The 25,339-nt window shown below is 35.9% G+C and carries 26 protein-coding genes and 1 pseudogene; 22 read left to right on the top strand and 5 right to left on the bottom strand.

What is annotated here, in order from left to right:
- Positions 1–2 precede the first annotated feature (2 nt).
- The 5 genes from pepV to clpP all read left to right on the top strand — a co-directional run bounded on the left by pepV (position 3) and on the right by clpP (position 5,202).
- The gene (gene pepV, locus BK579_RS09535) at positions 3–1,415 is read left to right on the top strand and encodes a dipeptidase PepV (RefSeq protein ID WP_078544975.1); all 1,413 of its coding nucleotides are present in this window, start codon (positions 3–5) and stop codon (positions 1,413–1,415) included.
- A 231-nt stretch (positions 1,416–1,646) separates the two neighbouring features.
- Positions 1,647–2,852: an MFS transporter gene (locus BK579_RS09540; RefSeq protein ID WP_078544977.1), complete on the top strand. Its 1,206-nt coding sequence runs from the start codon at positions 1,647–1,649 to the stop codon at positions 2,850–2,852.
- Between the two features lie 377 nt (positions 2,853–3,229).
- Positions 3,230–3,775, top strand: coding sequence for a hypothetical protein (locus BK579_RS09545; protein WP_078544979.1), 546 nt, complete (start codon positions 3,230–3,232; stop codon positions 3,773–3,775).
- Positions 3,776–3,904: 129 nt separating this feature from the next.
- On the top strand, positions 3,905–4,594 hold the full coding sequence (locus tag BK579_RS09550) for a sigma factor-like helix-turn-helix DNA-binding protein (protein ID WP_078544980.1): 690 nt from the start codon (positions 3,905–3,907) through the stop codon (positions 4,592–4,594).
- Positions 4,595–4,620: 26 nt separating this feature from the next.
- Entirely contained in the window at positions 4,621–5,202 is a 582-nt protein-coding gene (clpP, locus tag BK579_RS09555; RefSeq protein ID WP_078544982.1) for an ATP-dependent Clp endopeptidase proteolytic subunit ClpP, read from the top strand.
- Between the two features lie 34 nt (positions 5,203–5,236).
- Here the strand turns inward: clpP and BK579_RS09560 are convergent, their stop codons facing one another.
- Positions 5,237–5,443: a hypothetical protein gene (locus BK579_RS09560; RefSeq protein ID WP_078544984.1), complete on the bottom strand. Its 207-nt coding sequence runs from the start codon at positions 5,441–5,443 to the stop codon at positions 5,237–5,239.
- Between the two features lie 160 nt (positions 5,444–5,603).
- Between BK579_RS09560 and BK579_RS09565 the strand changes: the two genes are divergently transcribed.
- Positions 5,604–5,945, top strand: coding sequence for a PadR family transcriptional regulator (locus BK579_RS09565; RefSeq protein WP_078544987.1), 342 nt, complete (start codon positions 5,604–5,606; stop codon positions 5,943–5,945).
- Positions 5,932–6,576 (top strand): hypothetical protein, encoded by a 645-nt coding sequence (locus BK579_RS09570; RefSeq protein WP_078544989.1) that lies wholly within the window; start codon positions 5,932–5,934, stop codon positions 6,574–6,576. Before BK579_RS09565 ends, BK579_RS09570 begins: the two co-directional genes overlap by 14 nt.
- A 201-nt stretch (positions 6,577–6,777) precedes the next feature.
- On the opposite strand, the gene BK579_RS26085 is transcribed toward BK579_RS09570, so the two are convergent.
- The gene (locus BK579_RS26085) at positions 6,778–6,957 is read right to left on the bottom strand and encodes a hypothetical protein (RefSeq protein ID WP_204524703.1); all 180 of its coding nucleotides are present in this window, start codon (positions 6,955–6,957) and stop codon (positions 6,778–6,780) included.
- Positions 6,958–7,080: 123 nt separating this feature from the next.
- Here BK579_RS26085 and BK579_RS09575 point away from each other — a divergent pair, with 123 nt between their 5' ends.
- From BK579_RS09575 to BK579_RS09595, 5 genes and pseudogenes are all read left to right on the top strand, one after another.
- Positions 7,081–8,508 carry a DUF4153 domain-containing protein gene (locus BK579_RS09575; protein ID WP_078544991.1) on the top strand — a complete coding sequence of 476 codons (1,428 nt, stop codon included), beginning with the start codon at positions 7,081–7,083 and terminating at the stop codon, positions 8,506–8,508.
- Positions 8,509–9,018: 510 nt separating this feature from the next.
- Positions 9,019–9,297 (top strand): type 1 glutamine amidotransferase family protein, encoded by a 279-nt coding sequence (locus BK579_RS09580; RefSeq protein ID WP_078544993.1) that lies wholly within the window; start codon positions 9,019–9,021, stop codon positions 9,295–9,297.
- 21 nt (positions 9,298–9,318) lie between these two features.
- Positions 9,319–10,054: pseudogene (locus tag BK579_RS09585) on the top strand (AAA family ATPase).
- Positions 10,055–10,219: 165 nt separating this feature from the next.
- The gene (locus BK579_RS09590) at positions 10,220–10,597 is read left to right on the top strand and encodes a P-loop NTPase family protein (RefSeq protein WP_078544995.1); all 378 of its coding nucleotides are present in this window, start codon (positions 10,220–10,222) and stop codon (positions 10,595–10,597) included.
- Between the two features lie 301 nt (positions 10,598–10,898).
- A complete protein-coding gene (locus BK579_RS09595; RefSeq protein WP_078544997.1) occupies positions 10,899–11,735 on the top strand; it encodes a cytochrome c oxidase assembly protein in 837 nt (278 codons plus the stop codon).
- 40 nt (positions 11,736–11,775) lie between these two features.
- Here the strand turns inward: BK579_RS09595 and cysK are convergent, their stop codons facing one another.
- Positions 11,776–12,705, bottom strand: coding sequence for a cysteine synthase A (gene cysK / locus BK579_RS09600; protein ID WP_078544999.1), 930 nt, complete (start codon positions 12,703–12,705; stop codon positions 11,776–11,778).
- A 1,117-nt stretch (positions 12,706–13,822) separates the two neighbouring features.
- Here cysK and thpR point away from each other — a divergent pair.
- The 4 genes from thpR to BK579_RS09620 all read left to right on the top strand — a co-directional run bounded on the left by thpR (position 13,823) and on the right by BK579_RS09620 (position 16,413).
- Positions 13,823–14,389 (top strand): RNA 2',3'-cyclic phosphodiesterase, encoded by a 567-nt coding sequence (gene thpR / locus BK579_RS09605; protein WP_169891114.1) that lies wholly within the window; start codon positions 13,823–13,825, stop codon positions 14,387–14,389.
- Positions 14,390–14,406: 17 nt separating this feature from the next.
- Positions 14,407–14,802, top strand: a complete 396-nt coding sequence (locus tag BK579_RS09610) for a CidA/LrgA family protein (RefSeq protein WP_078550500.1) — start codon at positions 14,407–14,409, stop codon at positions 14,800–14,802.
- Complete coding sequence (locus BK579_RS09615) at positions 14,799–15,485, top strand: LrgB family protein (protein WP_078545003.1); 687 nt, start codon at positions 14,799–14,801, stop codon at positions 15,483–15,485. The genes BK579_RS09610 and BK579_RS09615 overlap by 4 nt, the downstream gene beginning before the upstream one ends.
- A 79-nt stretch (positions 15,486–15,564) precedes the next feature.
- On the top strand, positions 15,565–16,413 hold the full coding sequence (locus BK579_RS09620) for an NERD domain-containing protein (protein ID WP_235848400.1): 849 nt from the start codon (positions 15,565–15,567) through the stop codon (positions 16,411–16,413).
- Positions 16,414–16,968: 555 nt separating this feature from the next.
- Here the strand turns inward: BK579_RS09620 and BK579_RS09625 are convergent.
- The gene (locus BK579_RS09625; RefSeq protein ID WP_078545007.1) at positions 16,969–18,009 is read right to left on the bottom strand and encodes an EAL domain-containing protein; all 1,041 of its coding nucleotides are present in this window, start codon (positions 18,007–18,009) and stop codon (positions 16,969–16,971) included.
- A gap of 156 nt (positions 18,010–18,165) precedes the next feature.
- Between BK579_RS09625 and BK579_RS09630 the strand changes: the two genes are divergently transcribed.
- The 3 genes from BK579_RS09630 (at position 18,166) to BK579_RS09640 (ending at position 22,505) form a co-directional block, all read left to right on the top strand.
- On the top strand, positions 18,166–19,044 hold the full coding sequence (locus BK579_RS09630; protein ID WP_169891115.1) for a diacylglycerol/lipid kinase family protein: 879 nt from the start codon (positions 18,166–18,168) through the stop codon (positions 19,042–19,044).
- Positions 19,045–19,154: 110 nt separating this feature from the next.
- Complete coding sequence (gene pulA, locus BK579_RS09635; protein WP_169891116.1) at positions 19,155–21,305, top strand: type I pullulanase; 2,151 nt, start codon at positions 19,155–19,157, stop codon at positions 21,303–21,305.
- Positions 21,306–21,704: 399 nt separating this feature from the next.
- Complete coding sequence (locus BK579_RS09640) at positions 21,705–22,505, top strand: phosphotransferase family protein (protein WP_204524704.1); 801 nt, start codon at positions 21,705–21,707, stop codon at positions 22,503–22,505.
- 11 nt (positions 22,506–22,516) lie between these two features.
- On the opposite strand, the gene BK579_RS09645 is transcribed toward BK579_RS09640, so the two are convergent.
- Positions 22,517–22,795, bottom strand: a complete 279-nt coding sequence (locus BK579_RS09645) for a YtzH-like family protein (protein WP_078545012.1) — start codon at positions 22,793–22,795, stop codon at positions 22,517–22,519.
- Between the two features lie 239 nt (positions 22,796–23,034).
- Between BK579_RS09645 and trmB the strand changes: the two genes are divergently transcribed.
- The 3 genes from trmB to BK579_RS09660 all read left to right on the top strand — a co-directional run bounded on the left by trmB (position 23,035) and on the right by BK579_RS09660 (position 25,228).
- Positions 23,035–23,676 carry a tRNA (guanosine(46)-N7)-methyltransferase TrmB gene (trmB, locus tag BK579_RS09650; RefSeq protein ID WP_078545014.1) on the top strand — a complete coding sequence of 214 codons (642 nt, stop codon included), beginning with the start codon at positions 23,035–23,037 and terminating at the stop codon, positions 23,674–23,676.
- Positions 23,677–23,863: 187 nt separating this feature from the next.
- Positions 23,864–24,367: a GNAT family N-acetyltransferase gene (locus BK579_RS09655; protein ID WP_078545016.1), complete on the top strand. Its 504-nt coding sequence runs from the start codon at positions 23,864–23,866 to the stop codon at positions 24,365–24,367.
- Between the two features lie 18 nt (positions 24,368–24,385).
- Positions 24,386–25,228, top strand: a complete 843-nt coding sequence (locus BK579_RS09660) for a YtnP family quorum-quenching lactonase (protein ID WP_078545018.1) — start codon at positions 24,386–24,388, stop codon at positions 25,226–25,228.
- Positions 25,229–25,339: the final 111 nt, after the last annotated feature.

Raw genomic sequence — 25,339 nt, forward strand, 5'->3', positions numbered from 1 at the left:
TCGTGAATAATTGGTACGAATTAGTAGAAAAGCAACAGCATGAAATTATTTCTGATACTCAGGAATTTCTCCGAATAAATAGTGTCCTTGATGAAGGGACAATAACAAGTAATGCTCCTTTTGGGAAAGGAATTAACGAAGCCCTTACGTTTTTATTATCGAAGGGTACTGAACAAGGTTTCACAGCAAAAAACGTGGATGGATATGCTGGACACTTAGAGATAGGAAAAGGTGAAGAGATTGTGGGAATCCTTTGCCATGTTGACGTAGTACCAGAAGGGGATGGTTGGCAAAGTGCTCCTTTTGATGCAGAAATTAGGGATGGAAAGATCTTTGCTCGTGGTGCAATTGATGATAAAGGTCCAACCATGGCTGCTTTTTATGCGATGAAAATAGTTAATGACCTTAAGCTGCCACTAACAAAGAGAGTCCGAATGATTATTGGGACAGATGAAGAAAGTAATTGGCAGTGTGTGGATCATTATTTTAAGCATGAAGAAATGCCAACCTTGGGCTTTGCGCCTGATGCTGATTTTCCAATTATTTATGCTGAAAAGGGTATTGTTGATTTTGACTTAATCCAAATCGAACAAGAATGTGAGAAGGTTGTGACTAACAATTCGGTTTTAGTATCCTTTCAATCTGGTCGACGCTACAATATGGTACCGGATTTTGCAGAAGCGAAGTTAAATGTGGCTGGCGAGCAAACGTCTTTCATTGAACAATTTAATGAATATCTTAATAGATATCAATTGAGGGGGAAAGCGATTCTTGAAGACACAGTATGTGTTTTACATTTAGAGGGTAAGTCGGCACATGCGATGGAGCCAAATCATGGTAAAAATGCTGCACTGTATTTGTCTCAGTTTCTTTCAAATTATGAGTGGGACTCCAAGGCTGATCAGTTTTTACGTCTGATAAGCTCTTACTTCCTGAACGATTCACGCGGAAAAGCGCTTGGTATCGAGTATAGTGATGACATTTCAGGAGAATTAACTGTGAATGTAGGAAAGGTTAGCTATTCACAAGAAGATGGAGGAGTACTGGGGTTAAATATGAGATACCCAGTAACGGCGGATATAGACTTGATAAAACAACAAATTGAGAAAGTTGCTGAAAAACAACAATTTAGCCTAAGTCATTTTAGTAATTCGAAGCCACATCATGTGAATCAAGATGATTTTTTAATTAGAGTGTTACAAAAAGTCTATGAAGAACAAACAGGAGAAGAAGCAAAATTAATTTCAATCGGCGGGGGGACATATGCCCGTTCCTTGAAGAGTGGTGTAGCATTTGGGCCTTTATTCCCTAGAAGAGAGGATTCTGCACATCAAAAGGATGAACATATTTATATTGAAGATCTTTTAAAAGCAACAGCAATTTATGCTCAAGCCATCTATGAGTTAGCAAAATAAAATCCTATTTTTATCAATAGGAAATACTTCACCCATCATTTATAAATGTGGTAAAATAATGGAAGTTATACAAGGTTGACCTTTTACGTGCGATAAAGACTAGGGACAAATTCTATTAAATAGACTTTGTGCAAGCCTTTATCGGTACTTGGGTCAGCCTTGTTCGTTTTTTGAATAAAGCAAGTTATTCAAATAGGAGTAACTTCTATAGAAGTGGAAGGACGTAATTAAATGGAAGCCATTTTAAGGCAAACGAAATCTTCGCAAGAAAAAAGGTCCAACGTAACCTTCAGTTTGGTTTATTTTTTCTTCTTTTTTGGACTTGGTTCTTTAACGCCGTTATTATCGGTATATTTAAAAGGAGATATCGGATTAACAGGTACACAAATTGGTATGATTATGTCCATCACACCTGTTGTGATGATTATCGCCCAACCGATGTGGGGAATGCTCACAGATTATACTCAAAAGCCAAGAATTATCCTGTCTTTTACCCTGATCATTTCAGCAATTATCGGAATCATCTACTCTAGTGTAAGCTCATATTTAGCTCTTATTCTAGTTGCTGCGATTTTATCATTTTTTCAAAGCTCAATTATTCCGATAGCAGATAGTTTAACCATTTCATATGTCCAGAAGGTGAAAGGAAATTATGGAGCATTACGTCTCTGGGGAGCAGTAGGGTTTGCTATAGCCGTGCTATTTGCTGGACGCTTATCGGAAATGTTTACTATGTCAGTGATTTTCTACTGCTATTCGGTCATGTTATTTATAACTGCATTGCTCACATGGAAGATGCCAGGGGAACGCTCGAGTGTTCAAGTTGATTTAAAAAAAGGGATTAACACCTTAATGAAAATGCCTAAGTTTGTTTTATTCCTTTTAGCCACCTTTATGATTTTTGGGCCAATAAGCGCAAATAACGTGTATTTTGGCCTTTTAATTACAGATATAGGAGGAACATTGACTGGTGTAGGAATCGCCTTTTTATTAGGGGCTGGAAGTGAAGCACCCTTTATGAAGGTTGCTGGGAACTGGATTGAACGTCTAGGTATGCTTAAGGTTCTAGGATTAGCAGGTTTAGTTTCAGGGCTTAGATGGGTTCTGTATTTTTTTGACCCATCATTAACCTTGATCTATATAACGACTATCGCTCAAGGGATTTCAGTTGGTTTATTCATACCAGCAGCACTACAATATGTCAGAGATATCTCACCTAAATCCGTCAATGCAACTGCTGTATCTTTATATGCAGCCATTGGTAACGGATTAGGAAGCTGGTTTTGCACCTATGTTGGAGGAATAATCTTTGACCTTTCAGGAATATTAACGGTTTATCTCTTCTTCAGCTTGATAACAGGTATTGGTTTGGTGATTTTATTTGTCATCAATTTCATTGATAAAAAGAAAAAGGTAATGGCAACTCAGACTACTTAACAGCAGTAGATAATAGACTGCTGTTTTTCTATTTTTACTAAGTTGACCTTTTGTAAAATTAAAGCGAATGGAACACTCCAACTTAAGTTTTTATTGTTTTAGTAACTTAAGCACCCGAGTTCCAATCGCTGCGATCCACTTGCTTTCCGCGGGGCGATCCTTGAGCCTCCTCGTCGCCGGGGGCGCCTGCGGGTCTCACAAGACCGCTAGATCCCGCAGGAGTCAAGTGGCTCTCCGCTCATTCCACACTAAGTGTGTAACATTTTTTTCACAATAGTGCGAATCTAAAAAACGACAATTAGTTAACATAATATATAGAAGATATGTAAAAAATAGGTTTAACGGAAAACTAATTTTATAAGGAGAACCTATTTTAAATGGAGTCAATATATTGGATCATATATTGGTTAGTCGTTATTATTTGTGGAACAGGCTGTTTTTTTATAATAAAAACAAACGTATTGCGTTATGGAATTATTTTTTTAATCAGTATCCTTCTATCTGTTAGTTTTTGTATATTTTTCTATTTTAATGGCTTTTACCGATTTGTTTTACCTATATACCTTATTTTACTGCCTGTTATTTGTAGTTTTGGGTTTCTGATTCTTTTTCTTATTAAATATAGGCCAACTAAATATACGTTTCCTTTCTATTTCAGTGTTTTGACCTTTATTCTAGGTTGTGAAATATTCCTTAAGGATGTAGTGGGATTTATCGTTTTTAGAAATGGTTGGGACCTATGGGATTCTTATTCGTTTTATTGGGTATATGTTAGAATCTTTGATTTTATAGGGGAAAGAGTTATTAGTGAAAAGTGGAGGAAACCTGTTCCATATGATAAGAGGATGTACTGGATTATCTTTTTAGTTATGATTGTTATTTCTTTTGTCATTTTAGGATATACACTAAATTGGTGGTTATAAACGAAGAACTAATAAAAACTCTTGTTCCAAAAAAAGGTATATAATAAATTTAAATTTATAAAAAATACCCGTATCTTTTTAAGAATCTCTCCCGTTATACATAGTGAAAGGAATAGAGGAGTGAAATCGATGACTGCAAAGCTGAGGTTAGTTAACCGAGAAGATCAAAAGAGTAGGCTTGAAAGTGATAATAAACATGACTTTCTTGATTTGTATTCAAAGCTACAGAGGTATTGCTATTTCCTATCAAAGAATAAATGGGATGGAGAGGATTTGGCTCAGGAAACCATTGCAAAAGCATGGAAACAATACCCGAAGAAGTGTGATATTACATCAGCATTGTTAAATAAGATTGCGTATCATCAATGGGTTGATCAACTTCGAAAGAAAAAAGAGATAATAACAGATGATAATCTTGAGCAACACAAAAGTGCTTCATTTAATATTGATAATCTTATGTATTCAGCGCACTTGCTACTTCAATTAACACCAAACCAAGCAGTGAGTTATTTATTGAAAGAAGCTTTTCTTTATAAATCGAAAGAAATAGCGGAAATGATGGATACAACTGAAATGGCAGTTAAGGCATCATTACATCGTGCGAAAAAACGCCTTGAAAAGCTAAAAGAGGATGAGGAAGAAAATGTTGAAGCAAACGAAGAAATAGAAGAGCTTGTTTATTTATTTCAAACAGCTCTATTAAATGAAGATCCATCAGTATTAATTAAGGCGATTCCTACTCTAAGATCTCTTGATGAAATTCAAGTTAACTTAACACCTAAGCCAAGTGCTCCTTTTACCTTATCATTAGCCGCATAACCAGCGGGGAAACGGAGAAATTAGGAATGGGTACAATACCATATGTAATTGAACAATCGAGCCGTGGAGAGCGTTCATATGATATTTATTCACGTTTATTAAAAGACCGGATTATTATGATTGGTGATGAAATTAATGATAGTGTTGCAAATAGTGTTGTGGCACAATTGTTATTTTTAGCTGCTGATGATCCTGATAAAGATATTTCAATTTATATAAATAGTCCTGGGGGTTCTACGACTGCTGGATTTGCGATCTTGGATACAATGCAATATATTAAACCTGATGTTCGAACGATTTGTATAGGGATGGCTGCTTCTTTTGGAGCATTATTATTGTTATCGGGGACAGAAGGTAAACGGTATGCCTTGCCAAATAGTGAAATCATGATTCATCAGCCACTTGGAGGAGCAAGAGGCCAGGCAACTGAAATTGAGATTTCTGCAAGGCGAATCTTGAAGCTTAAGCAGCATATCAATGAAATCATCTCTGAACGAACCGATCAACCTATTGACCGTGTGGCAAAGGATACAGAACGAGATTATTTCTTAAGTGCAGAGGAAGCAAAAGAATATGGGATTATTGATGAGGTCATTAGAGGTAAGTGACGATAAAGGGCAGGTGGAAAATAAATTCCACCTGTTATTGTATTTTAAAACCTTGGTGCTGAATATTATCAACAATTTGCTTTAATTCAATTTCTTTCTCATTATATTCTATTTTAATTTCATTATCGTCTGTATCAAATAACGCCCGTTCAATACCACTCAAATTTGCTAAAAACTGTTCAAGCCCTTGAATATCTCTTTCCCCTGATATATCTTTTATAAAAAAAGTACTAACAGCCAAGTTGAAAATCCTCCTTTTTTAAGCCCCTATTAACAGAATTCCCTAAAAGGTTAAAAACATGAAGTGCTTAATTTTATAAGTTTAGGTTGAAATTTCCATTTGTAATAGGTATCATGTATTTATATATAGTACCTTTTTATTCTAGGTAGGTGAAATGAACATGTTTAATCGTGAATTAGTAAAAGGAAGTACTTCGTTAATCTTGCTACAATTATTAACGGAGAAAGATATGTACGGTTATGAAATCGTTAAAGAAATGGAAAAACGGAGTGGGCACGTCCTTCAAGTAAAGGAAGGAACTCTGTATCCAGCTTTACACAAGTTAGAGAAACAAGAATATATTGAGTCATACTGGTGTGAAACTGAAAAAGGTCCTGCACGTAAATATTATAAAATTACGAATACAGGAAAAGAGATATTACAACAAAAAACAAGCGAATGGCAAAGTTTTGTAAATGTCGTTGATAAAGTGATTGGGAGAAAGGGTTATGATTCAATCTAAACAGGATTATTTAAGCTTATTAGCAAAAGAATTGAATAATCATCCAGACTCAACAGAACTACTTCATGAAATTGATATCCATATTACTGAAATGGTGGAGGACCTGTATTTGGTAGAGGGTTTGAATGAAGCAGAAGCAATGATAGAAGTCCAATCTAGATTAGGGACACCCACAGAAATTGCACTAAATTACCAAAAGGGACTAGTGGTAACACCAAGCAAAACTCAATGGACCTTTATTTCAGTTAATATCTTGTTTTTTATTGGTGGTATTTTTCTAACTTTTTTGTATCATGTCATTCCATTGCCTATTGTTAGCGAAACATGGAGTTTTCTAACGAGTATTCCAACTGTCATTATATTGCTATACATGTGCTTCTGGGCATTATTAGGATATGAAATAGGCAAAGAATTCGGCTATGGTGGCAAAAAATTATTAGCCAAAACCTTCTATATTTCCTTAGTCCCTAATTTGCTGTTAATGGTGTTGGTTGTTTTTCAAGTAGTTCCAAGATCTTGGTTTCATCCATTATTAACACCATCTTTCATAATCGCATGCATCTTATGTACTATCGTGTTGTATCCAATTAGTTATGCGAGTTTTAAATGGGGAACATTTAAGTCTGTATAAAAATTTTTAACAATATACATAGAAATACGATGTATCATTAAATTTAGAAGGGAAGGGTGAAAATTTGTATCATAGGATTATGATTGAGATTTTCGGGGGAGTAGCAATAGCTTTAATAGTGGCAATTATATTTTCGGTTTTTTTCCTGAGGTGCTCCTTTTACTTTATTAGATTCTACAGATCACAAGTGACTAAATTCTTTCAGTTTTGCGGTGTAACCATTTTCTTCTTAATATCAATTTTATGTATGGATTCTTTCTTAAAGCTTTTTCTTTTACAAATTGTTGAATACATACCCTTCGGTCTATTCTGGGCAATATATTTGATCGCTGTATGTGCCGCTTTAGGTGTAGTCATTGGTTTTATCACAACAAAGTTCATCTATTTTGATGGAATTTTAATATTAAGAAAGCTTTTTTATTTAAATACCTAGAAATTCTTTGTAATAAAAGTGTTTCTTTGATTATATACCTAGAAAAACTATGTAGTAAAAGGAGAAATAGTATGAAAATAATTACGAACTACCCATTTGTTTTATGTTGTTTGGTACTTGCTTTGGCGGCAGAAATTTGCCTATTGTCTGAACCTGTAGGTATTTCCTATTTAGTGTTTATTAGTGCTTTTTATATGTTCTTTTTTTACTGGTTTCGAAATGTGTCGTTCTCTCATAAACGAATAAGCGGTCTTATTTTTGTTTCCATTTATCTATTAACAATTACTTTCTTTACTTATTCGAATGAATTTTTTAATTCAATCAATTTTGTGTTAATTCCAGTTTTAGTTTTTATACATATTGTCTTATTGACGAGCTTTCATCATATTAAATGGAATTCTGTTTCCTTTCTCATTTTGTTGCAGAAAAAAGTTTCACAACTCTTCTCCTGTATAAAGATTACTTTCCGATTTACAGGAAGAAAGCTGAAGCGAAATATCGGTGAATCTACATACAAAACAAGTAAGAAAATAGTATTAGGGATTATTTTATCCATACCAATTTTACTTGTGGTTACTTTTTTGCTTTTAATCGCAGATGCAAGGTTTGCGTCGTTATTATTTTTAATCCCTAACAGATTGCTGCATTTTGATTTATCTTTCGTCCCGAGGTTTATTCGAGTTTTACTGATTGCACTAGGATTGTATGGGTTATTTAAAATCATTTCGAAAAAAACACTAGTAATTGAAAATAATAAAACACATAAGAGAAACTGGGATACAATCATACTTACAACAGTTCTCATATTTTTGAATCTGATTTACCTGCTATTTACGGTCGTGCAATTTCAATACTTTTTTAACGGGTCACTAGAGGTAGGCTTCTCATATTCGGAATATGCAAGACGTGGCTTCTTTGAATTAATGATTGTTACTTTGATTAATTACGCAATTCTAATGGGTACCATTACATTTGTAAAACGACACGAATTAACGATTGTTAAATTGATGCTGACCTTATTGATATTTTTTAGTGGAGTTATGCTAACATCAGCCTTCTTCAGACTGATGATGTATGAGCAAGCTTATGGGTTTACCGCATCAAGACTATTAGCACATTCCTTTATGATTTACTTAGTGGTTGTATTTGGTTTTACTTTAATAAAAGTTTGGGCTAACAAATTAACACTTTCTCATTTTTATCTCATTTTTACACTAATCTTTTATTTAGGCTTAAATCTAATCAGCTTGGATCAATTAATTGTCACTAAAAACATCGAGCGGTTTGAGGAAACTGGAAAAATCGATATAAAATACTTAAGTACTTTATCTTATTCAGTTGTCCCGGATCTAGTGGAACTGCATAAAAATCATCCTGAAATCCCAGGGTTAGATATGATATTAAATGAAAAGAGAATTAACCTATTACAAGTTAACTCATGGCAATCTTATAATTTATCAAAGCAAGCAGCCCTAAAAGCCATTAATAAGCTTGAGTAGAAAGGAGGGTGGAGCGGATGGGCTTTTCATTCCTCGTCGTATTAGGAATAGTAGGTACAGTTGTTTCTTGGTTTATAAAGAAATCCGTATTAACACTATTCAGCCTAAGAATCGATTCATTGTGAAGTTTAGGAAGTTAAAATTATTTAGTAGTCCATGGTCCAGTGGAACCTTCTTATTTGTTAGTAACTTAGTTTTATTTAGTGTCACCATATTGTGTTTGTACCTACTAATGTATTTCACGATTCCTTTTCTACATATATTTGTTATGTTGTTAGCTGTCTTATCAAGTTTGTATTGGTGGATTATTTGGATTAATTGTTACATTGATTGCTACTTTAACCTGCTTTATTATTACTGGATATTCTACCATGAAAAATACATAGTTAGCGGAGTTCCAATCGCTGCGATCCACCTGCTTTCCGCGGGGCGGCCCGTGAGCCTCCTCGTCGCTTCCTGAGCTCCTGCGGGGTCTCACGAGACCGTGTCGATGACATAAATGAATTTTCCTTGATTCAGGAGTTAGGGGTTATTCAGGGAGTACATTGCCCGCATTATAATGACCATGAAATCGCAAAAAAGTTTGATAAGCATATTCTTATGTCAAATCATACTGGCATTGCTATTGAAGAAAACTGTGCAATTGAATTCAATGAAGGATTGTTTAGAATTATAAAATCTGACTCCAATGCGAAAGCATACAAACTAGTTGTCAAAGAGGATGAGCTTCAAAAAACTGAATTAACAAACATAACCGAGTACTTACCGCTTGAATTTTTGTACCGGTAAGAGCAAAAAGGAGGGGGCACATTGTTAAAGAGAATCACTTTTTTACGAGATCAAATACATAATAAGGAGATTTATCCGTTTTCGATTCCCGCCATTCAACAGTTAGAATCTCTAGAAATTGAAAAGCCGGTAACCTTCTTTGTCGGTGAAAACGGATCTGGGAAATCAACTCTTTTAGAAGCAATTGCTGATCAATGCCAATTCAATACAGGTGGTGGTGGAAGAAATAATACGTATGATCTGTATGAATCTTCAGCTGCACTAAGCCCGTATATACGTTTATCATGGTTACCAAAGGTTTCGAATGGATTCTTTCTACGTGCTGAATCTTTTTATCAATTTGCTACCCATTTAGACGAAGTAGATAATACAGGTTTTCGTTATTACGGGGGGGAAATCGTTACTAGAACAATCACATGGAGAATCGTTTTTATCACTATTTTTAAATCGATTTGGTAGTAGTAAAGCGATTTATTTGTTAGATGAGCCTGAGTCTGCCTTGTCACCTGCAAGGCAACTATCGTTTATTAAAATTATTCATGACCTGACGAAAAGCGGGGATGTTCAATTTATCATTGCAACACACTCCCCGATTTTATTAGGGTTTCCAAATGCAGAAATCATTTGCTTTGATGATGGAAGTATCCGAAGTGTTGATTATGAATCAACCGAGCATTATCAAATTACCAAGTATTTTCTTGACCATCGTGAGAAAATGCTGTTTGAATTATTGAAAGAAGAAGATGACATAGACTAAAGGGGAAATTTATTTGAAATCAAAACTTATAATAGTAGAGGGATTACCTGGCTTTGGGAAAAGCTAGTTACCGACAGATGGAAGGAGTTTGCTGAAAAAGCATCACAACAGGACATAACTTATCTTTTTGAATGTTGCTTTATCCAAAATCCAGTGACAATGGGGATGATTAAGTCTGGAGCTAGTAAGGAAGTTGTCGCTAGTTATATTAAACAGCTAGCAACTGCGATCGAACTATTAAATCCTGTATTAATTTATATTGAACAAGATGATTTAAAAGCTTCATTTACTAAAGCTGTAAAAGAACGACCAAAGGAATGGTCAGAAGGATTTATTTACTACTATACAAGTCAAGGATATGGCTATGAACATGGATTTAATGGATTGGAAGGTACCATTAAAGTGCTTGAGGAAAGATTGGCTCTAGAGCAGGAGATTTATAATAGTTTAAATATGAACAAATACAAGGTAAATAATATGCGTTATGAAACAGAAAGATATCAAGAACAGTTAAATGATATTTTAGGTAGACCCCAATCGTAATTTGATTAGCACCATGGAGGATGAAAATAGTGTACTTACTAAGTGTGGAATGAGCGTAGAGCCACTTGATTCCTGTGGGATATAGCAGTCTCGTGAGACCCCGCAGGAGCAAAAAGTGACGAGGAGGCTCACGGACTGCCCCACGGAAAGCAAGTGGATCGCAGCGATTGGAACTCCGCAACCTAAGTTATTGTCAGGGTAGTTATCTATAAGAAGAATGTGACAAATCTCATTAACTACTTGTCGAAGTCCTTTTATAATTAATAATTAATCAATATAAATTAAAAGGATATGATTAGGTATGTTACTAGAATTATTGAGTAATTTTTCATTCCATACCCAATGGAATGCGGGCGTTTTATTAATGGTATTATTAAGTATTGTTTTTTATCTTTTTCTATTACCAACACCTAGTAATCACCCAAAAGTCAAAAGTGTGTTATTTATTTTTGGCTTATTTCTTATTTTCTTTACAGTAGGAAGTCCGTTAAATCTCCTTGGACGGATTATATTCAGAGGACATATCGCTCAGATGTTAATTTTAATCGTTATTGTCGCTCCTTTATTGATATTGGGGTTTAAGTCAACAATCGTTTCAAAAGCTGTAACTTATCAGAAGCTGAAGAAATTCCTCACCTTTATAAAAAAGCCTCAGATAACAATTGTCGTTTTTCATGTATTATTTATCGGCTATCATATCCCTGCGGTTTTTAATTATGTAAGGATTAGTTATTTTTTAAATTATTTCTATCTTCTTCTTTTATTTTTAGCAGCTTTATTGCTTTGGACTCCACTCATTCCGATTATAAAAGAATTAGATTTTTTATCAGTTAAACAAAAAGTACGTTATTGCTTATGGAATGTTGTTTTCTTTTCTCCATTAGCTTTATGGTTTATTTTTTCAGAACAAATTCTATATTCGATATATATAGATCCTGATTTGATTCGGTTATCACTTGAAGTGTGCTTGCCGCCAGGAGAGCCAATCGAGTCGATTCCGGAAGAATTTTTTGATTATTTATTGCCGTTTCCTCCACTAAGAGAGCAACAGCTTGGGGGATGGTTGTTATTGATTGGTCAAGGTCTTGTGTTTGGTTCGGTTGGGTTGTGGATGAGGAAAAAAGTGAAAGAGAGCTAATGCTAGCTCTCTTTTCTCTTGTTAATCAATAGCAGTTTCTTTAAAAATCAAACAAATCGCTAGACAAGTACCTCTCCCCAGTATCGCAGGCAATACAAACAACGACATCATCTGGGGATAATCTTTTAGCTACTTGCATGGCTGCATAACAAGCCGCACCTGATGATGGTCCAACTAGGATTCCTTCTTCTTGCGCTAATTTTCTAGTAATGTCATATGCATCTTCATCTTCAATTTTAAAGATTTCATCATAAACATCTTGATTTAAGATTTCTGGAATGAAGCCCGGGCTCGTGCCAACAAGCTTATGTTTCCCTGGTTGTCCACCTGATAAAACTGGAGATCCAGCAGGTTCAACTACATGTACAGTAATGTCAGAGTAATATTCCCTTAATGCTTCCCCTGTGCCCGTGATTGTTCCACCGGTACCTGCGGTAGCTACAAAGGCCGATAGTGGTTTTCCTATGATTTTCATTGCTTCAATAATTTCGGTTGCAGTTGTTTTACGATGAGCATCGGGATTTGCATCATTTTCAAATTGCATGGGAATAAAACTATTTTCTATTTGTTCAGCTAATTCCTGAGCTTTTCGAATGGAGCCGGGCATTCTCTCGTCACCGGGCGTTAATACAACGTCAGCACCATAAGCTTTAAGTAGGTTTATACGTTCTTTAGTCATCGTATCTGGCATAACAAGAATCGCTTTATAACCTCGTGCAGCAGCATTCATCGCCAAACCTATTCCTGTATTTCCACTTGTAGGTTCAATAATTGTTGCACCTGGTTTAAGCAAGCCAGCCTTTTCAGCTTCTAAAATCATATTAAAGGCAGCTCGATCCTTTACACTTCCACTTGGATTGAAGAATTCTAATTTTAAATAAATCTGTGCCCCATCTTTAGGGTTAATTTTTCTTAACTTAACTAATGGTGTATCACCAATTAAATCTGATAAGTTTGAAACAACCTTCAAGCTTTCCACTTCCTTTTTATGTAAGAAATATATTCTTATAATATAAAGACTTACTTTTATATTATCATACGTTAAAATTGAAATCACACTAGAGGTTCAGAGGTATAAAAATTCATTCGTGGTCATATTCGTTCGCATACATTGAGGTCTACCCTGAAAATAACTTTAGTTGTGGAGTTCCATGAGCTGCGATCCACTTGCTTTCCGCGGGGTGGTCCGTGAGCCTCCTCGTCGCCAGGGGCTCAGCTCCTGCGGGGTCTCACGAGACCACTGGATCCCGCAGGAGTCAAGTGGCTCTCCACTCATTCCACACTGAGGAGGAAACATTTTTCCATACACCATGGTGCGAAATACTTATTTAGCATGGATGTCTACCCTGAAAAAAGAAATGCGGAAGGCGCTCGTTCATCGGCGACAGGCATAAGGCAAGCCGGCTGGAAGGTTGCTCTTTAACCTTCTAGGGTGGATTGACTTAGACCTGAGAGCCGATAGCGCCTGGAGCTAGACACTAAGCTAAGTATAATTTTTCATCCTCCATGGTGCTAATTTTAATTAGCATGGATGTCTACCCTGAAAATAACTTTGGTTGTGGAGTTCCATGACCTGCGATCCACTTGCTTTCCGCGGGGTGGTCCGTGAGCCTCCTCGTCGCCAAGGGCTCAGCTCCTGCGGGGTCTCACGAGACCACTGGATCCCGCAGGAGTCAAGCGGCTCTCCGCTCATTCCACACTGAGGAGGAAACATTTTTTCATACACCATGGTGCGAAATACTTATTTAGCATAGATGTCTACCCTGAAAATACTTAGGTTGTAGATTCATTCGCTACAGTTCACTCGCTTTCCGCGGGGCGTGCGGTGAGCCTCCTCGTCGCTTTCTGGCTCCTGCGGGGTCTCACTTTGCCCGCTGTATCCCGCAGGAGTCGAGTGACCTTCCGCTCATTCCAACTGTGTTTGTACTTTTCTCCTCCATGGTGCAAATACTCACTTTATAAAGGTCTACCCTAAATTGCAAGTTTATTATTAGTAACCTATGGTTAAAAGATTGAAACATTTTATTATTAATATTGCATCATGTTTAGTGTAAAATATGTACTATTACGATTCTAGGAGGAGAGCAATGGCTGACGCACATTATTTTCTAGCAGTCCCTTTATCTGATGATGCTCGAACCATACTTAGTGATTGGCGAGAGGAATTAAAGGAAGAAGTGTCCTTTAAATCTTGGGTTCATCCGTTGGATTTTCATATCACATTAGCCTTTCTCGGGAGTGCATCTGAAAAGGCAATTTCGCTTACAAAGGAGAAAATAGGTGCAATCTCAAGCTTCTATCCTGCTTTTCAGTTAGAGATAAATGGCTTAGGTACCTTTGGAAAACAAGAATCACCGAGAGTTTTTTGGGCAGGGGTACAGCACTCAGAAGCATTAATAAAACTTCAAAAAAAAGTACATGAAGCTTGTAAGGAAGTTGGTTTTTCCTTGGATTCCAGGCCATACAGTCCCCACATTACACTTGCACGAAGATGGAAGGAGAAATCACCCTTAGATGTGAAAAAAATCCAAACCTTTAACATTCAAGCAGGTGTTACCTCCTTTCCTGTTCAAGAGATGATATTATATCAAACCCATTTAAATCGTACACCGAAGTATGAAGCAATCTCTAGGTTTTCGTTGATGGGAGAATAGGAAGGAATGAATAGATGATGAAGTTTGTACTAACAGCGGTTCAAATCGCTGGTTTATATGGCATTTATTATATTGGATGCCTTATTCAAGAGTTTTTGAAGGTGAGTATTCCAGGTAGTATTATCGGGATGCTGCTTTTGTTTTTATTACTCCAGCTAAACATCGTCAAGGAAAAATGGTTTGCAAAAGGAAGTGGTTTTTTATTAACGTATCTTGCTATCCTTTTTGTACCAGCAACAGTTGGATTGGTTGACTATTTACCCTATTTTTATGGAAGTGGTTTTATAACTCTATTAATTGCTTTTATTAGTACGGTTTTAGTGATGTCTGTATCGGGATTAATCTCACAAAGTATTGCTACTCGTGAAGAAAGAAAGCAACAGAACTCTTATGAAAGAGGGTTCGATGCATGAATTTAATCTGGGCAGTTGGAATGTTTTTATTAACAATTAGTGTTTTTGCAGTCATGAGATTATTTTATCAAAAATATCATTATCCTTTATTCGTCCCTATCGCAACAACATCATTTATTATTATTGTAGCTTTATTAGCGTTTAACATACCGTATGAGCGATATATGATGGGGGGGAGCTGGATAGGTGAACTGCTAGGTCCAGCGGTAGTTGCATTAGCTTATCCACTTTATCAGAATAAAGATATCCTTAAAAAGTATTCAATTCCTGTGTTTGTGGGTGTATTTGTAGGTTCGACCATTGCCATTTTATCAGGATTATGGTTATCTCTTCTATTTAAAATTGATACGGAAATCCTGCTTTCTCTCATTCCTAAGAATGTTACAACACCAATAGCCATGGATCTTGCTGAGATGAGTGGAGGGGTACCAACTTTAGCTGCAGTCTTTGTTATGGTTGCAGGAGTCGGTGGTGCTATGTTTGGCCCAACAATTTTGAAAATGGTAAAGGTGAATCATTATATTGGTGTAGGAGTAGCTTTTGGGACAGCATCTCATGGAATAGGGACTGCTCGCGCTTTGGAATTTGGTCCAAAGGAAGGGGCTATTAGCTCTATTGCCATGATCTTAAGTGCGCTTTATACAGCGATTGTATGTCCCCTTTTTATTCAACTATTTTTATAAAACAAATACTAATAAACTAGTGGGAGTGTTATAACTGGGACAGTTATTAAAGCTGCAGGATTATATTTCTCGTTATGAAATGGATATATACCGATATCCTGCACAGTTTATCCGATTGAAAAAACAGCAATGGCAAAAAATAAATAAACAGTGGGAGTCTGGATATATTCAAGAAGATCAATTCGAATCTCAAGTAAATGTTGAATCTGGTAGTCAGGTTGTGAATCCTTTCTCCCAGCTCTTTAAACAAAGGTCATCGAACAATGAAGAAGAATATAATGAGACTAAAAGAATCTCAGTGCCGCCTAAGACAGGTGAAGAATTAAAAAGGCTATTTTTAGATGCGCTTTTTTTAACACAAATAAAGTGGGCAAGTTCAACTATCGATAAAAGATCTTTTGTTGAGGATCAGTTTTATGATGATTTCTTGCTTAAATATTTACTCCAGAGTTTTCCGGATACCTATCTAGTACTATATCGCCCTGTGTTTTTCTTGAAAAATGCGCCTGTAGAACTGGAAATTATAATTATTACTTCAGTGGCAGTGTGGTGCATTGTGTTTTTAGAAGGTGAGTCTGATAGTGTTTATACTGAGGAAAAAGGGAGATTTTGGGCGGTTAAAAATGGCAAGGAAAAGAAAAAGATTGTTTCACCACTTATAGGATTGAACAGAACCGGACAGATTACACAGCAAATCCTTCAAAAGCATAAGGTGGAGCTTCCTATCAAGAAAGCAATAATCAGTCGTACAGGATATGTCGATGGTTTCAAGGATTCCTATGACTTAAGCTATATTGATAAGAAGTTATATCCTGATTGGTTTAGTGGAATGAGATCGATTTCATCACCTTTAAAATCTGTTCAACTAAAAGCTGCACAGTCGTTATTATCTTATTGTCATACAACTTACATCAAACGTCATATGTAACACCGATTTTCAACAGTCGAATCAGTGTGGCACAGTGAAAGGAACTCTACAACCTAAGTTATTTTTCAGTATAGACCTTCATGCGGATAAGTATTTGCACCATGGAAGATGAAAAAGTTTAACACTCAGTGTGGAATGAGCGGAGAGCCACCTGACTCCTGCGGGATCTAGCGGTCTCGTGAGACCCCGCAGGAGCTCAGGAAAGCGACGAGGAGGCTCACGGACCGCCCCGCGGAAAGCAGGTGGATCGCAGCTCACGGTACTCCACTACCTAGGTTAATTCCAGGGTAGACATCTTTGCTAATTAAAATTAGCACCATGGTGTATGAAAAATTATACTTAGCTTAGTGTCTAGCTCCAGGCGCCATCGGCTCGAGGTCATAAGACAGTCGCTTCGGAAGGCAAAGAGCGCCTTCTGTCAGCGCCTGTCTTATGCTTGTCGCCGATAAGCGGGCGCCTTCCGCTTTTCTTTTTTCACAATCCATAGAGCCATTAAATAAAGAAAAAAGTCAATCAAGGTAACTAAACCCTTAATTGACTTTTTTTATTATTGTTTTAGCTATCAGGCGCTAACACCTTGGTATAAGGTTCTAAGCTCGGCTTTCCGATATAATATCCTTGTGCCAAATCCATCCCAATGCTTTTACAATATTCCATTTCTTCCTTGCGTTCGATCCCTTCCCCTAATACCTTAATCCCAAGAGTGTTTGTAATAGATATCACCTGGTCTAGGAAGCTTTGTTTTTTACGATCTTGATCACAAAATGAGATATATTCACGATCAATTTTGACATAATCAGGTTTTAATTCGCTTAACATATCGAGCGTAGAATAACCAGATCCGACATCATCTAAAGCTACCTTCATCCCTGAATTTTTGTAGGTATTAAGAATTTTCTTCAAGTGGTCTATGTCACCGATTTTTTCCGTTTCGACGACTTCAAAGACTAGATCAGAAGGTGAAATATTATATTTTTCAACAATTGAAAATGTATGTCTTAAGCAAAAGTCAGGGTTGTAAATGGTTGAAGGGAGGAAGTTTATAAAACTTTTTATTCCGGGTTCAACCTTATTAATTCTTGCTTTAATTGCTTCTTCCCTAGCTCTTTGGTCAAGCATTGACTTCAATCCGGTTATTTCAGCTACTTTAAAAATTTCACTAGGATAAATAATCTCTGAAGGGTCATTTGAGCGTAATAAAGATTCGTAACCATATAGTTTGTCATTATTTAAATCAATAATAGGTTGGATGTGACTTACCATACTACCATTTTGAATAAAAGAAACGATTCTTTCATTGCTTATTCGTTCATATAAATGGGATAAGGGCATTAAGAATAAATCTAAGGCTGCTTTTGAACGATGAACACTTGCATTGATTGTTGAATTGTTTTCAATATGTTGTACAAGGGTTTGAATGATCGTTTTTAATTCCTCACGAGAATGGAAGCGAATGATAAGATGTTGATTACTTTTTTCGTCAATTTTAAAAGATGAAAATAGACAGGGAACGTCTACTAAATCATCAATATATAAATAACCTTGGTCAGGTATGCTGATGGGAATCCCGCATTCTATACAAGTTGTTTGAGACATCTAAAGAGCACTCCTACCGTTGTTGACTATTTATATCTTATTATTAATTTCGTATATAATCTACAAATCTTTACTTTTTTCGACTTTTTTATATTTTTCTTAAGTGATATTTTGTAGAATTAATAATAAAATCTGAGATTCCAAAAGGTAATAATGATGAAAAAATACTTTTTTATTGTAAACAGGTTTGCAGCAGGTGGAAAGTCATTAAAAGTATGGGAGAAGATAAAGCAGCAATTGGAGGAACAACAGATTCAGTTTCGAACCTTTTTTACGAATACAGACCGTCATGCTGAAGAGCTAGCAAAACAGATTGCTAATATACATCATGAACATATTGAAGCGATTATTGCGGTTGGTGGAGACGGTACTATACATGAGGTTGTTAATGGTTTAGTTAACTATCCGAATATAAAGGTTGGTTATATCCCAAGTGGCTCTGCTAATGATTTTTCAAGAGGATTTCAAATACCTAGATCTCCGCTTCACGCCCTAGGGACGATTTTAAGCAAAACACAAAAAGTATCTAAAATAGATGTAGGCAAAATAAAGCTAGATGAACGCTCTAGGCACTTCTATTTTGTAAATAGTGTTGGGGTGGGATTTGATGCTGAAGTATCAAAAATAGTAAATCAGTCAAAAATGAAAAAATACCTAAACAAACTACACTTAAGCTCATTCATTTACATTGGGGCATTGGTTAGTCAACTATTTAATTATAAAGTGAGTAATGTTCACTTAACGATTGATAATCAGGATTTTCATTATGAAAAGGTATGGTTTGTAACAGTATCGAACCAGCGCTTTTATGGTGGCGGAATGAAGATTTCTCCAAAAGCGAATCCATTTGATGGATTATTAAATATTACAGTTATTCATTGTTTAAGCCCACTTCAAATACTTCTCTTATTTTCGACTGTTTTTATTGGGAAACACACGTTGATTAAGGGTGTTGATAGTCATATAGGTAAGGAGATAAAAATCGTCCCTGACCGAAAGCTCCCATTACATGCTGACGGTGAAATTATTGGGTAGGCTCCCGTGACCATATCAGTTGAACCAAAAAAGATTTCGCTTATTGGAATGAAAAGGAAATAAGTGCAATTTTAAAATAATACGATACACAAGGAGAAGGAGGTGCCAGATTGTCAGTAGACAGAGTCTTTGAAGCCTATCTTGATCGTCTAAATAGCATAACTATTTTAATGCCCCATTCCTATTATGGTGGTCAATCTTCCTTGTTTAAACTATATGATAAGCAGCATTCATGGGAGTTAGAAATCAAGGGATGTGAGGAAATCGATGGTTATAATAAATATTACTGTGTAATAGATGCTTTCTTGGAAATTGGAGAAACATATATTATTAAAGATCAACACGATTCCACAACAGACCTTCAAATTGGTGCCGTTATACGTACGGAAGAATTTGATGATGCTTACTACTATGATGGAGATGATTTAGGAGTTACCTATCATCAGACCTTATCTAAGTTCAAATTATGGGCACCGACAGCTTCTCAAGTCACATTAATACTCTATCAGGAACAAACAAATCGTGAAGAAGTTCATAAGATGAACCGAGGAAGCAGTGGTGTCTGGGAGCTTGTTATTGATGGGAATTTAGAAGGCTATTTATATAAATATCATGTATGTGTAAATTTAGTATGGAGAGAAGCAGTCGATCCATATGCCAAGGCACTAACTATTAATAGTGAGTTTGGTGTTATTGTGGATTTACATAAAACTACAGTCGAAAAAAGTATTTTACCACAGTTTCAACACCCAACAGACGCGATTATCTATGAAACTCACATTCGAGACTTTTCAATTCATCCGAACAGTGGAATACAGGCAAAAGGAAAATACCTAGGTCTCACAGAAATAGGGACAAATGGATCACAGGGGACGAATACGGGTTTATCTTACTTACTTGAGCTAGGAATTACTCATGTTGAGTTACTGCCATTTAATGATTTTGGTGGAGTTGACGAAAAGAACCCTAATAAGTTTTATAACTGGGGATATAATCCATTGTTTTTCAATGCTCCAGAAGGTAGTTATGCAACAGATCCTTACGACCCTTATGCGCGAATTAATGAACTAAAGAAAACAATTCAAGTTCTAAATTACCATGGAATACGGGTAATAATGGATGTTGTGTATAATCATGTGTACATTCGAGAAGAATCTTCCTTTGAAAAAATAGTTCCTGGCTATTATTTCAGACATGATTTACATGGCATGCCTTCCAACGGAACTGGTGTGGGAAATGATATCGCATCGGAACGAAAAATGGTTCGGAAATTTATTATTGATTCTATTTTATACTGGATAAACGAATATAAAATAGATGGATTACGATTTGATTTAATGGGGATATTGGACATCGATACAATGAATACAATCAGAAGAGCGGTTGATGAATTGGACCCTTCCATTCTTATTTTTGGCGAGGGATGGGATTTAAACACCCCATTACCTTATGAAAAAAAAGCTGTAATAGGTAATGCCCGACTTCTGCCAGGAATTGGACAATTTAATGACCGTTTTAGAGATGTAGTTAAAGGGAGTACATTTAATTTGTATGACCGTGGATATTGCTTAGGTAATACGCATAAAGATGAGGGAATGAAACAATCGATAGCAGGTAGTATTTCTCTAGGAAAGGGTGAGAAAGGACTATTTTTTGAACCATCTCAAACGATTAATTATGTTGAATCCCATGATAATCATACCCTCTGGGATAAGATGGCAGAGTGTAATTCTAAAGAAGATTTCAATATTCGAAGAAGAAGGCAAAGATTGGCTACGTCGATTGTATTACTTTCTCAAGGTATCCCGTTTATTCATAGTGGGCAAGAATTTTATCGAACAAAACAAGGAATTGAAAATAGTTATAAATCACCCGATCATATTAATTGGTTAGATTGGGACAGAAAAGAGGAATTCATAGACGAAGTGAACTATGTGAAAGGATTAATTATGCTTCGCAAAGCTCATGCTGCGCTTCGTTTACCAACAGCTTCACTAATAAGGAAACATATTAAATTCCACTCCTTTCAACCAGGCATTATTGGATATTCTCTAAATCAGGTGAAGCATTATGGCCCATGGAACCGCGTGTTAGTCATTCATAATAATCTCACAGAACCGAGTTTTGTTGACCTCCCCGGAGATGGGGCATGGGAAGTAATATGTGATAAAGAACACGCTGGAATAACCAAACTGTATACGATCAAAGATACTAGCCTAGAAGTTTCTTCTATTAGTACATTCGTTATGTGCCAAAACTAACTGTTTTTCTTGACTTTAAAACCAGAAAGAATATAAAATTTAGTAGATAGCTATTGTTTGAAAGCTAAACTCAATAGCTATCTTTTTTATTTTGAAATGATTTTATTATTATTGTTCAATATCTTTTAGATAGCTCAAAGAAATGCTATTGTTAACTTTATATTTACTCAACTTAAGTGTGGAATGAGTGGAGAGCCACTTGGCTCCCGCGGTATCCCACGAGTGGTTTGCGAGAGAATGCAACTCTTCAACCCAAGTTTTTTTGAGATTATCCTATTATAAAATAAAAAGATTAGTGCTAAAATATTGAAGAGAACATGTTGATATATATATAGTAAATAAACCTTTATAGTTTATATACTAAATACTCTTTTATGAAATGTTGTGTTGAAATTGAAGGTGAATTGGTTGGAATATGTATTAGGTAATGAGTGGATTATTTCCCCTGCAGGTGGTGCAACAGGGGATGCGTACTATGCACAGCATGATGATCGAAAGCTATTTCTAAAAAGGAATTCATCCCCATTTCTTGCTGTATTGTCAGCAGAAGGAATCGTTCCTAAATTGGTTTGGACAAGGCGTCTCGAAAATGGAGATGTTATAACTGCTCAGCATTGGTTGAATGGGAGAGAACTCAAACCAATTGATATGTCTGGTAACAATGTCGCAGAACTCCTTCATAAAATCCACCATTCACAAGAACTGTTAAATATGTTAAAACGCTTGGGTAAAATTCCTTTGACTCCGGAAGAGATTATCCAAGATTTAAAAAACGCACTTCTTACCTTCGATCATTTAACTAACATGCCCGAAATAGAACAAGCAATCAAAATGCTTGAAGATGATCTAGAGCAGGTTCAGTATAATGATTTAGTGGTATGTCATTGTGATATAAACCATAATAATTGGCTGTTAACCGATTCCAATCAGCTTTTCCTAATTGACTGGGATGGAGCGATGATTGCGGATCCAGCAATTGATATTGGGATGCTGTTATATTGGTATATAAGTGAAGACAAATGGATTGAATGGTTAAAAGGGTATGGAATTGAACCATCAGAACACCTTTTTCGTCGAATGAAATGGTATGTTTTATCACAAACCATCATGCAAATATGTTGGTACACGACAAAAAACAGTGATAAAGAAATTAAACATTGGATTCAGTATCTTCATCACCTATTAAACAAACCGAGTTAAATTGTTGAGCGTTACGAAAATTGATCTATTTCAGATATCCATTGTGACAATTGACCGCGGTGTTCAACGATATGTTCGTCTAAATGTTGAGTATATTTACCTTGTTGGCTATAAGAGTATATATCTGTTAGTAAACTCTTTGTATTTTGTTCAAGGTTTGTATTGACTAAAAGTGATTTAATTAATCGTTCTAATTGCTCACATTCAGCTACAGAACCGCAACAGTCACTTTCATGATTTGTTAAAATATCTTTTAAAATATCCATTTGATGAGTATGATTTAAACCCATAATTTCACTCCTATCAGCGGTTAATTACCTGATATTAAATTGTGTATTGTTACTCGGAATTATGCGTCCTGAAAAATTTAGATGTGAAAAGGGAGCCGTCATTTAAACGGCTTTTTCTTTTTGAGAAATTTTCATCAAGTTTGTATGTGTCAACTGCCTTCACTTACTAAAAATATGTTGCACTTCAAGCTTGTTCATGTTATCTTAGCTAACGATATTATTTATAAAGAGGTGGCATCATGCGTTTGCGGAATAAACCGTGGGCAAAAGACAAGCTTGCAGCATATCCTCAGTATGTTGTTGGAAATCCTGAGGAATGTAAAGGGAAATGGAACGAATGTTTCGGGAATAATCATCCGATATATATAGAAATAGGTACAGGTAAAGGTCGTTTTGTCACAGAGATGGCAAAAGCACATCCAGATAAAAATTTTATCGGTATTGAGCTTCAGGAGAGTGTCATTGTTTCTGCTCTCGATTTAATTATTGAAGCGGATATTCCTAATGTGAAATTAATGAATGTGAACGCTGAAGAACTTCTTACCTTTTTTGAAGAAGGAGAAGTTGATCGAGTATACCTTAACTTTTCTGATCCATGGCCGAAAAAACGCCATGCGAAAAGAAGACTCACATACAGAACGTTTTTACAAATGTACGAAACAATTTTAGTGAAAAATGGAGAGATTCATTTTAAGACGGACAACCGTGGATTATTTGAATCATCTCTAATGAGCTTTTCGGACTATGGAATGTTGTTAACCTTTGTTAGCCTTGACTTGCATAAAAGTGATTTTGAAGGAAACATCATGACTGAGTATGAAGAAAAGTTTTCAAATTTGGGCCATCCCATCTACCGAAGTGAAACGTCATTTAGAAAGTAACGAATATCCCCTTAATAATAGACAGTACTGCTAATCCATTGTACTGTTTACATTAAGGGGATTTTTTTATAGGCAAAAATAAACTATAATGTTGTTAGTTTAACTGTAACGAACCTAAAGCTTATCAGCAACAGAGCTTGCATAGCCAAAGGATAAATTCATATAAATGTAAAAGGGTGAATCTACAATGGATGATCAACTATTAATTCGTGATGCTGTTAGGGATGACCTACCCATGATTGTTGAAATTTATAACTCAACGATTGCAAGTCGAATGGTGACTGCTGACCTTGATCCCGTAACAGTGGAAGATAGAGAAGTATGGTTTTCTAACCATTCCCCCAACTTTAGACCTCTTTGGGTATTCACAAAGAATCAACAAATTTGTGCGTGGGTTAGTTTTGAATCTTTTTATGGACGACCTGCGTATCAACATACAGCAGAACTTAGTATTTACATACATCAAGACTTCAGATCACAAGGACTAGGGAGCAAGCTTTTACACTACGCAATTGACGCATGCCCAACATTACATATCAAGACATTAGTTGCCTATATTTTTGGCCATAACCAACCAAGTATTAAGTTATTTGAAAATCATGGTTTTAGCCAGTGGGCTCTGCTTCCGAAAGTTGCCTTACTAGATGGAATTGAAAGAGATTTATTAATCTTGGGGTTAAGAGTTAATTAGAAGCGAAGGAGTGGTATTGTGGAAAAACTAACAATTGGTGAATTTTCGTTAACTTGGATAAATGGTGGTGTTACGAATTTAGATGGTGGTGCAATGTTTGGCGTTGTCCCTCAAGCTCTCTGGAGAAAAAAATATCCCTATAATGAATTAAATCAAATTGAATTAAGAACAGATCCAATCCTGATTCAATCAAATGGTGTAAATATACTAGTAGAAAGTGGAATTGGGAAAGGGAAGCTTTCTGATAAACAAAAACGTAATTATGGAGTTACAGAAGAATCACAGATTCATGAATCATTAAATGAATTAGGAATAACTACAACAGATATTCATTATGTTCTTATGACACATATGCACTTTGATCATGCCCTGGGATTGACGAGCTGGGAAGACGGCAAACTGATCCCAACCTTTCCTCATGCTAAAATCATTACTTCTGATGTTGAATGGAATGAGATGAGAAATCCCAATATCCGATCTAAAAATACATACTGGCCAGAAAATTGGAAAGCTATAGAAGAAATGGTTGAACCATTTAAATCTGAAAAAGAGATCGTTCCGGGACTAAAGATCATACATACAGGTGGACATAGTGACGGTCATTCGATTTTTGTGATTGAAAGCGGGGATGAGACATTAATTCATATGGCTGATTTAATGGCAACACATGCGCATAAACATGTCCTATGGGTCATGGCATATGATGATTATCCAATGACGTCCATTGAGCAAAAACAGAAATGGATGAAAATCGGCGAGCAGAAGCAAGCTTGGTTTAGTTTTTACCATGATGCTATTTATCGAGCTGTGAAGTTTGATGAAAATGGTGATATTGATCTTAGTATCAAAAGAGGGCGCTAACATTTCTAACGATATTAATCAGCTAGCAGTTTATCCGATAGATAATAATTATTATCTAGTTTCTTTGCTAAATTGCTTGATAAAATATATGTAAAGAAATAGGAAGTAATC

Source organism: Litchfieldia alkalitelluris, from assembly GCF_002019645.1.
Taxonomy (GTDB): Bacteria; Bacillota; Bacilli; order Bacillales; family Bacillaceae_L; genus Litchfieldia; species Litchfieldia alkalitelluris.

Excerpts from the sequence above, each read along its gene's own strand:
- BK579_RS09655 (WP_078545016.1), top strand. The coding sequence starts at position 23,864 with ATGGATGATCAACTATTAATTCGTGATGCTGTTAGGGATGACCTACCC.
- clpP (WP_078544982.1), top strand. The coding sequence starts at position 4,621 with ATGGGTACAATACCATATGTAATTGAACAATCGAGCCGTGGAGAGCGT.
- BK579_RS09595 (WP_078544997.1), top strand. The coding sequence starts at position 10,899 with ATGTTACTAGAATTATTGAGTAATTTTTCATTCCATACCCAATGGAAT.
- trmB (WP_078545014.1), top strand. The coding sequence starts at position 23,035 with ATGCGTTTGCGGAATAAACCGTGGGCAAAAGACAAGCTTGCAGCATAT.
- BK579_RS09610 (WP_078550500.1), top strand. The coding sequence starts at position 14,407 with ATGAAGTTTGTACTAACAGCGGTTCAAATCGCTGGTTTATATGGCATT.
- BK579_RS09570 (WP_078544989.1), top strand. The coding sequence starts at position 5,932 with ATGATTCAATCTAAACAGGATTATTTAAGCTTATTAGCAAAAGAATTG.
- BK579_RS09625 (WP_078545007.1), bottom strand. The coding sequence starts at position 18,009 with ATGTCTCAAACAACTTGTATAGAATGCGGGATTCCCATCAGCATACCT.
- BK579_RS09590 (WP_078544995.1), top strand. The coding sequence starts at position 10,220 with ATGATTAAGTCTGGAGCTAGTAAGGAAGTTGTCGCTAGTTATATTAAA.
- BK579_RS09620 (WP_235848400.1), top strand. The coding sequence starts at position 15,565 with ATGGATATATACCGATATCCTGCACAGTTTATCCGATTGAAAAAACAG.
- BK579_RS26085 (WP_204524703.1), bottom strand. The coding sequence starts at position 6,957 with ATGAACTTTGTTGTGATAAAACCAATGACTACACCTAAAGCGGCACAT.
- BK579_RS09540 (WP_078544977.1), top strand. The coding sequence starts at position 1,647 with ATGGAAGCCATTTTAAGGCAAACGAAATCTTCGCAAGAAAAAAGGTCC.
- BK579_RS09545 (WP_078544979.1), top strand. The coding sequence starts at position 3,230 with ATGGAGTCAATATATTGGATCATATATTGGTTAGTCGTTATTATTTGT.
- BK579_RS09645 (WP_078545012.1), bottom strand. The coding sequence starts at position 22,795 with ATGGGTTTAAATCATACTCATCAAATGGATATTTTAAAAGATATTTTA.
- BK579_RS09565 (WP_078544987.1), top strand. The coding sequence starts at position 5,604 with ATGTTTAATCGTGAATTAGTAAAAGGAAGTACTTCGTTAATCTTGCTA.
- thpR (WP_169891114.1), top strand. The coding sequence starts at position 13,823 with ATGGCTGACGCACATTATTTTCTAGCAGTCCCTTTATCTGATGATGCT.
- BK579_RS09615 (WP_078545003.1), top strand. The coding sequence starts at position 14,799 with ATGAATTTAATCTGGGCAGTTGGAATGTTTTTATTAACAATTAGTGTT.
- BK579_RS09575 (WP_078544991.1), top strand. The coding sequence starts at position 7,081 with ATGAAAATAATTACGAACTACCCATTTGTTTTATGTTGTTTGGTACTT.
- BK579_RS09550 (WP_078544980.1), top strand. The coding sequence starts at position 3,905 with ATGACTGCAAAGCTGAGGTTAGTTAACCGAGAAGATCAAAAGAGTAGG.
- BK579_RS09630 (WP_169891115.1), top strand. The coding sequence starts at position 18,166 with ATGAAAAAATACTTTTTTATTGTAAACAGGTTTGCAGCAGGTGGAAAG.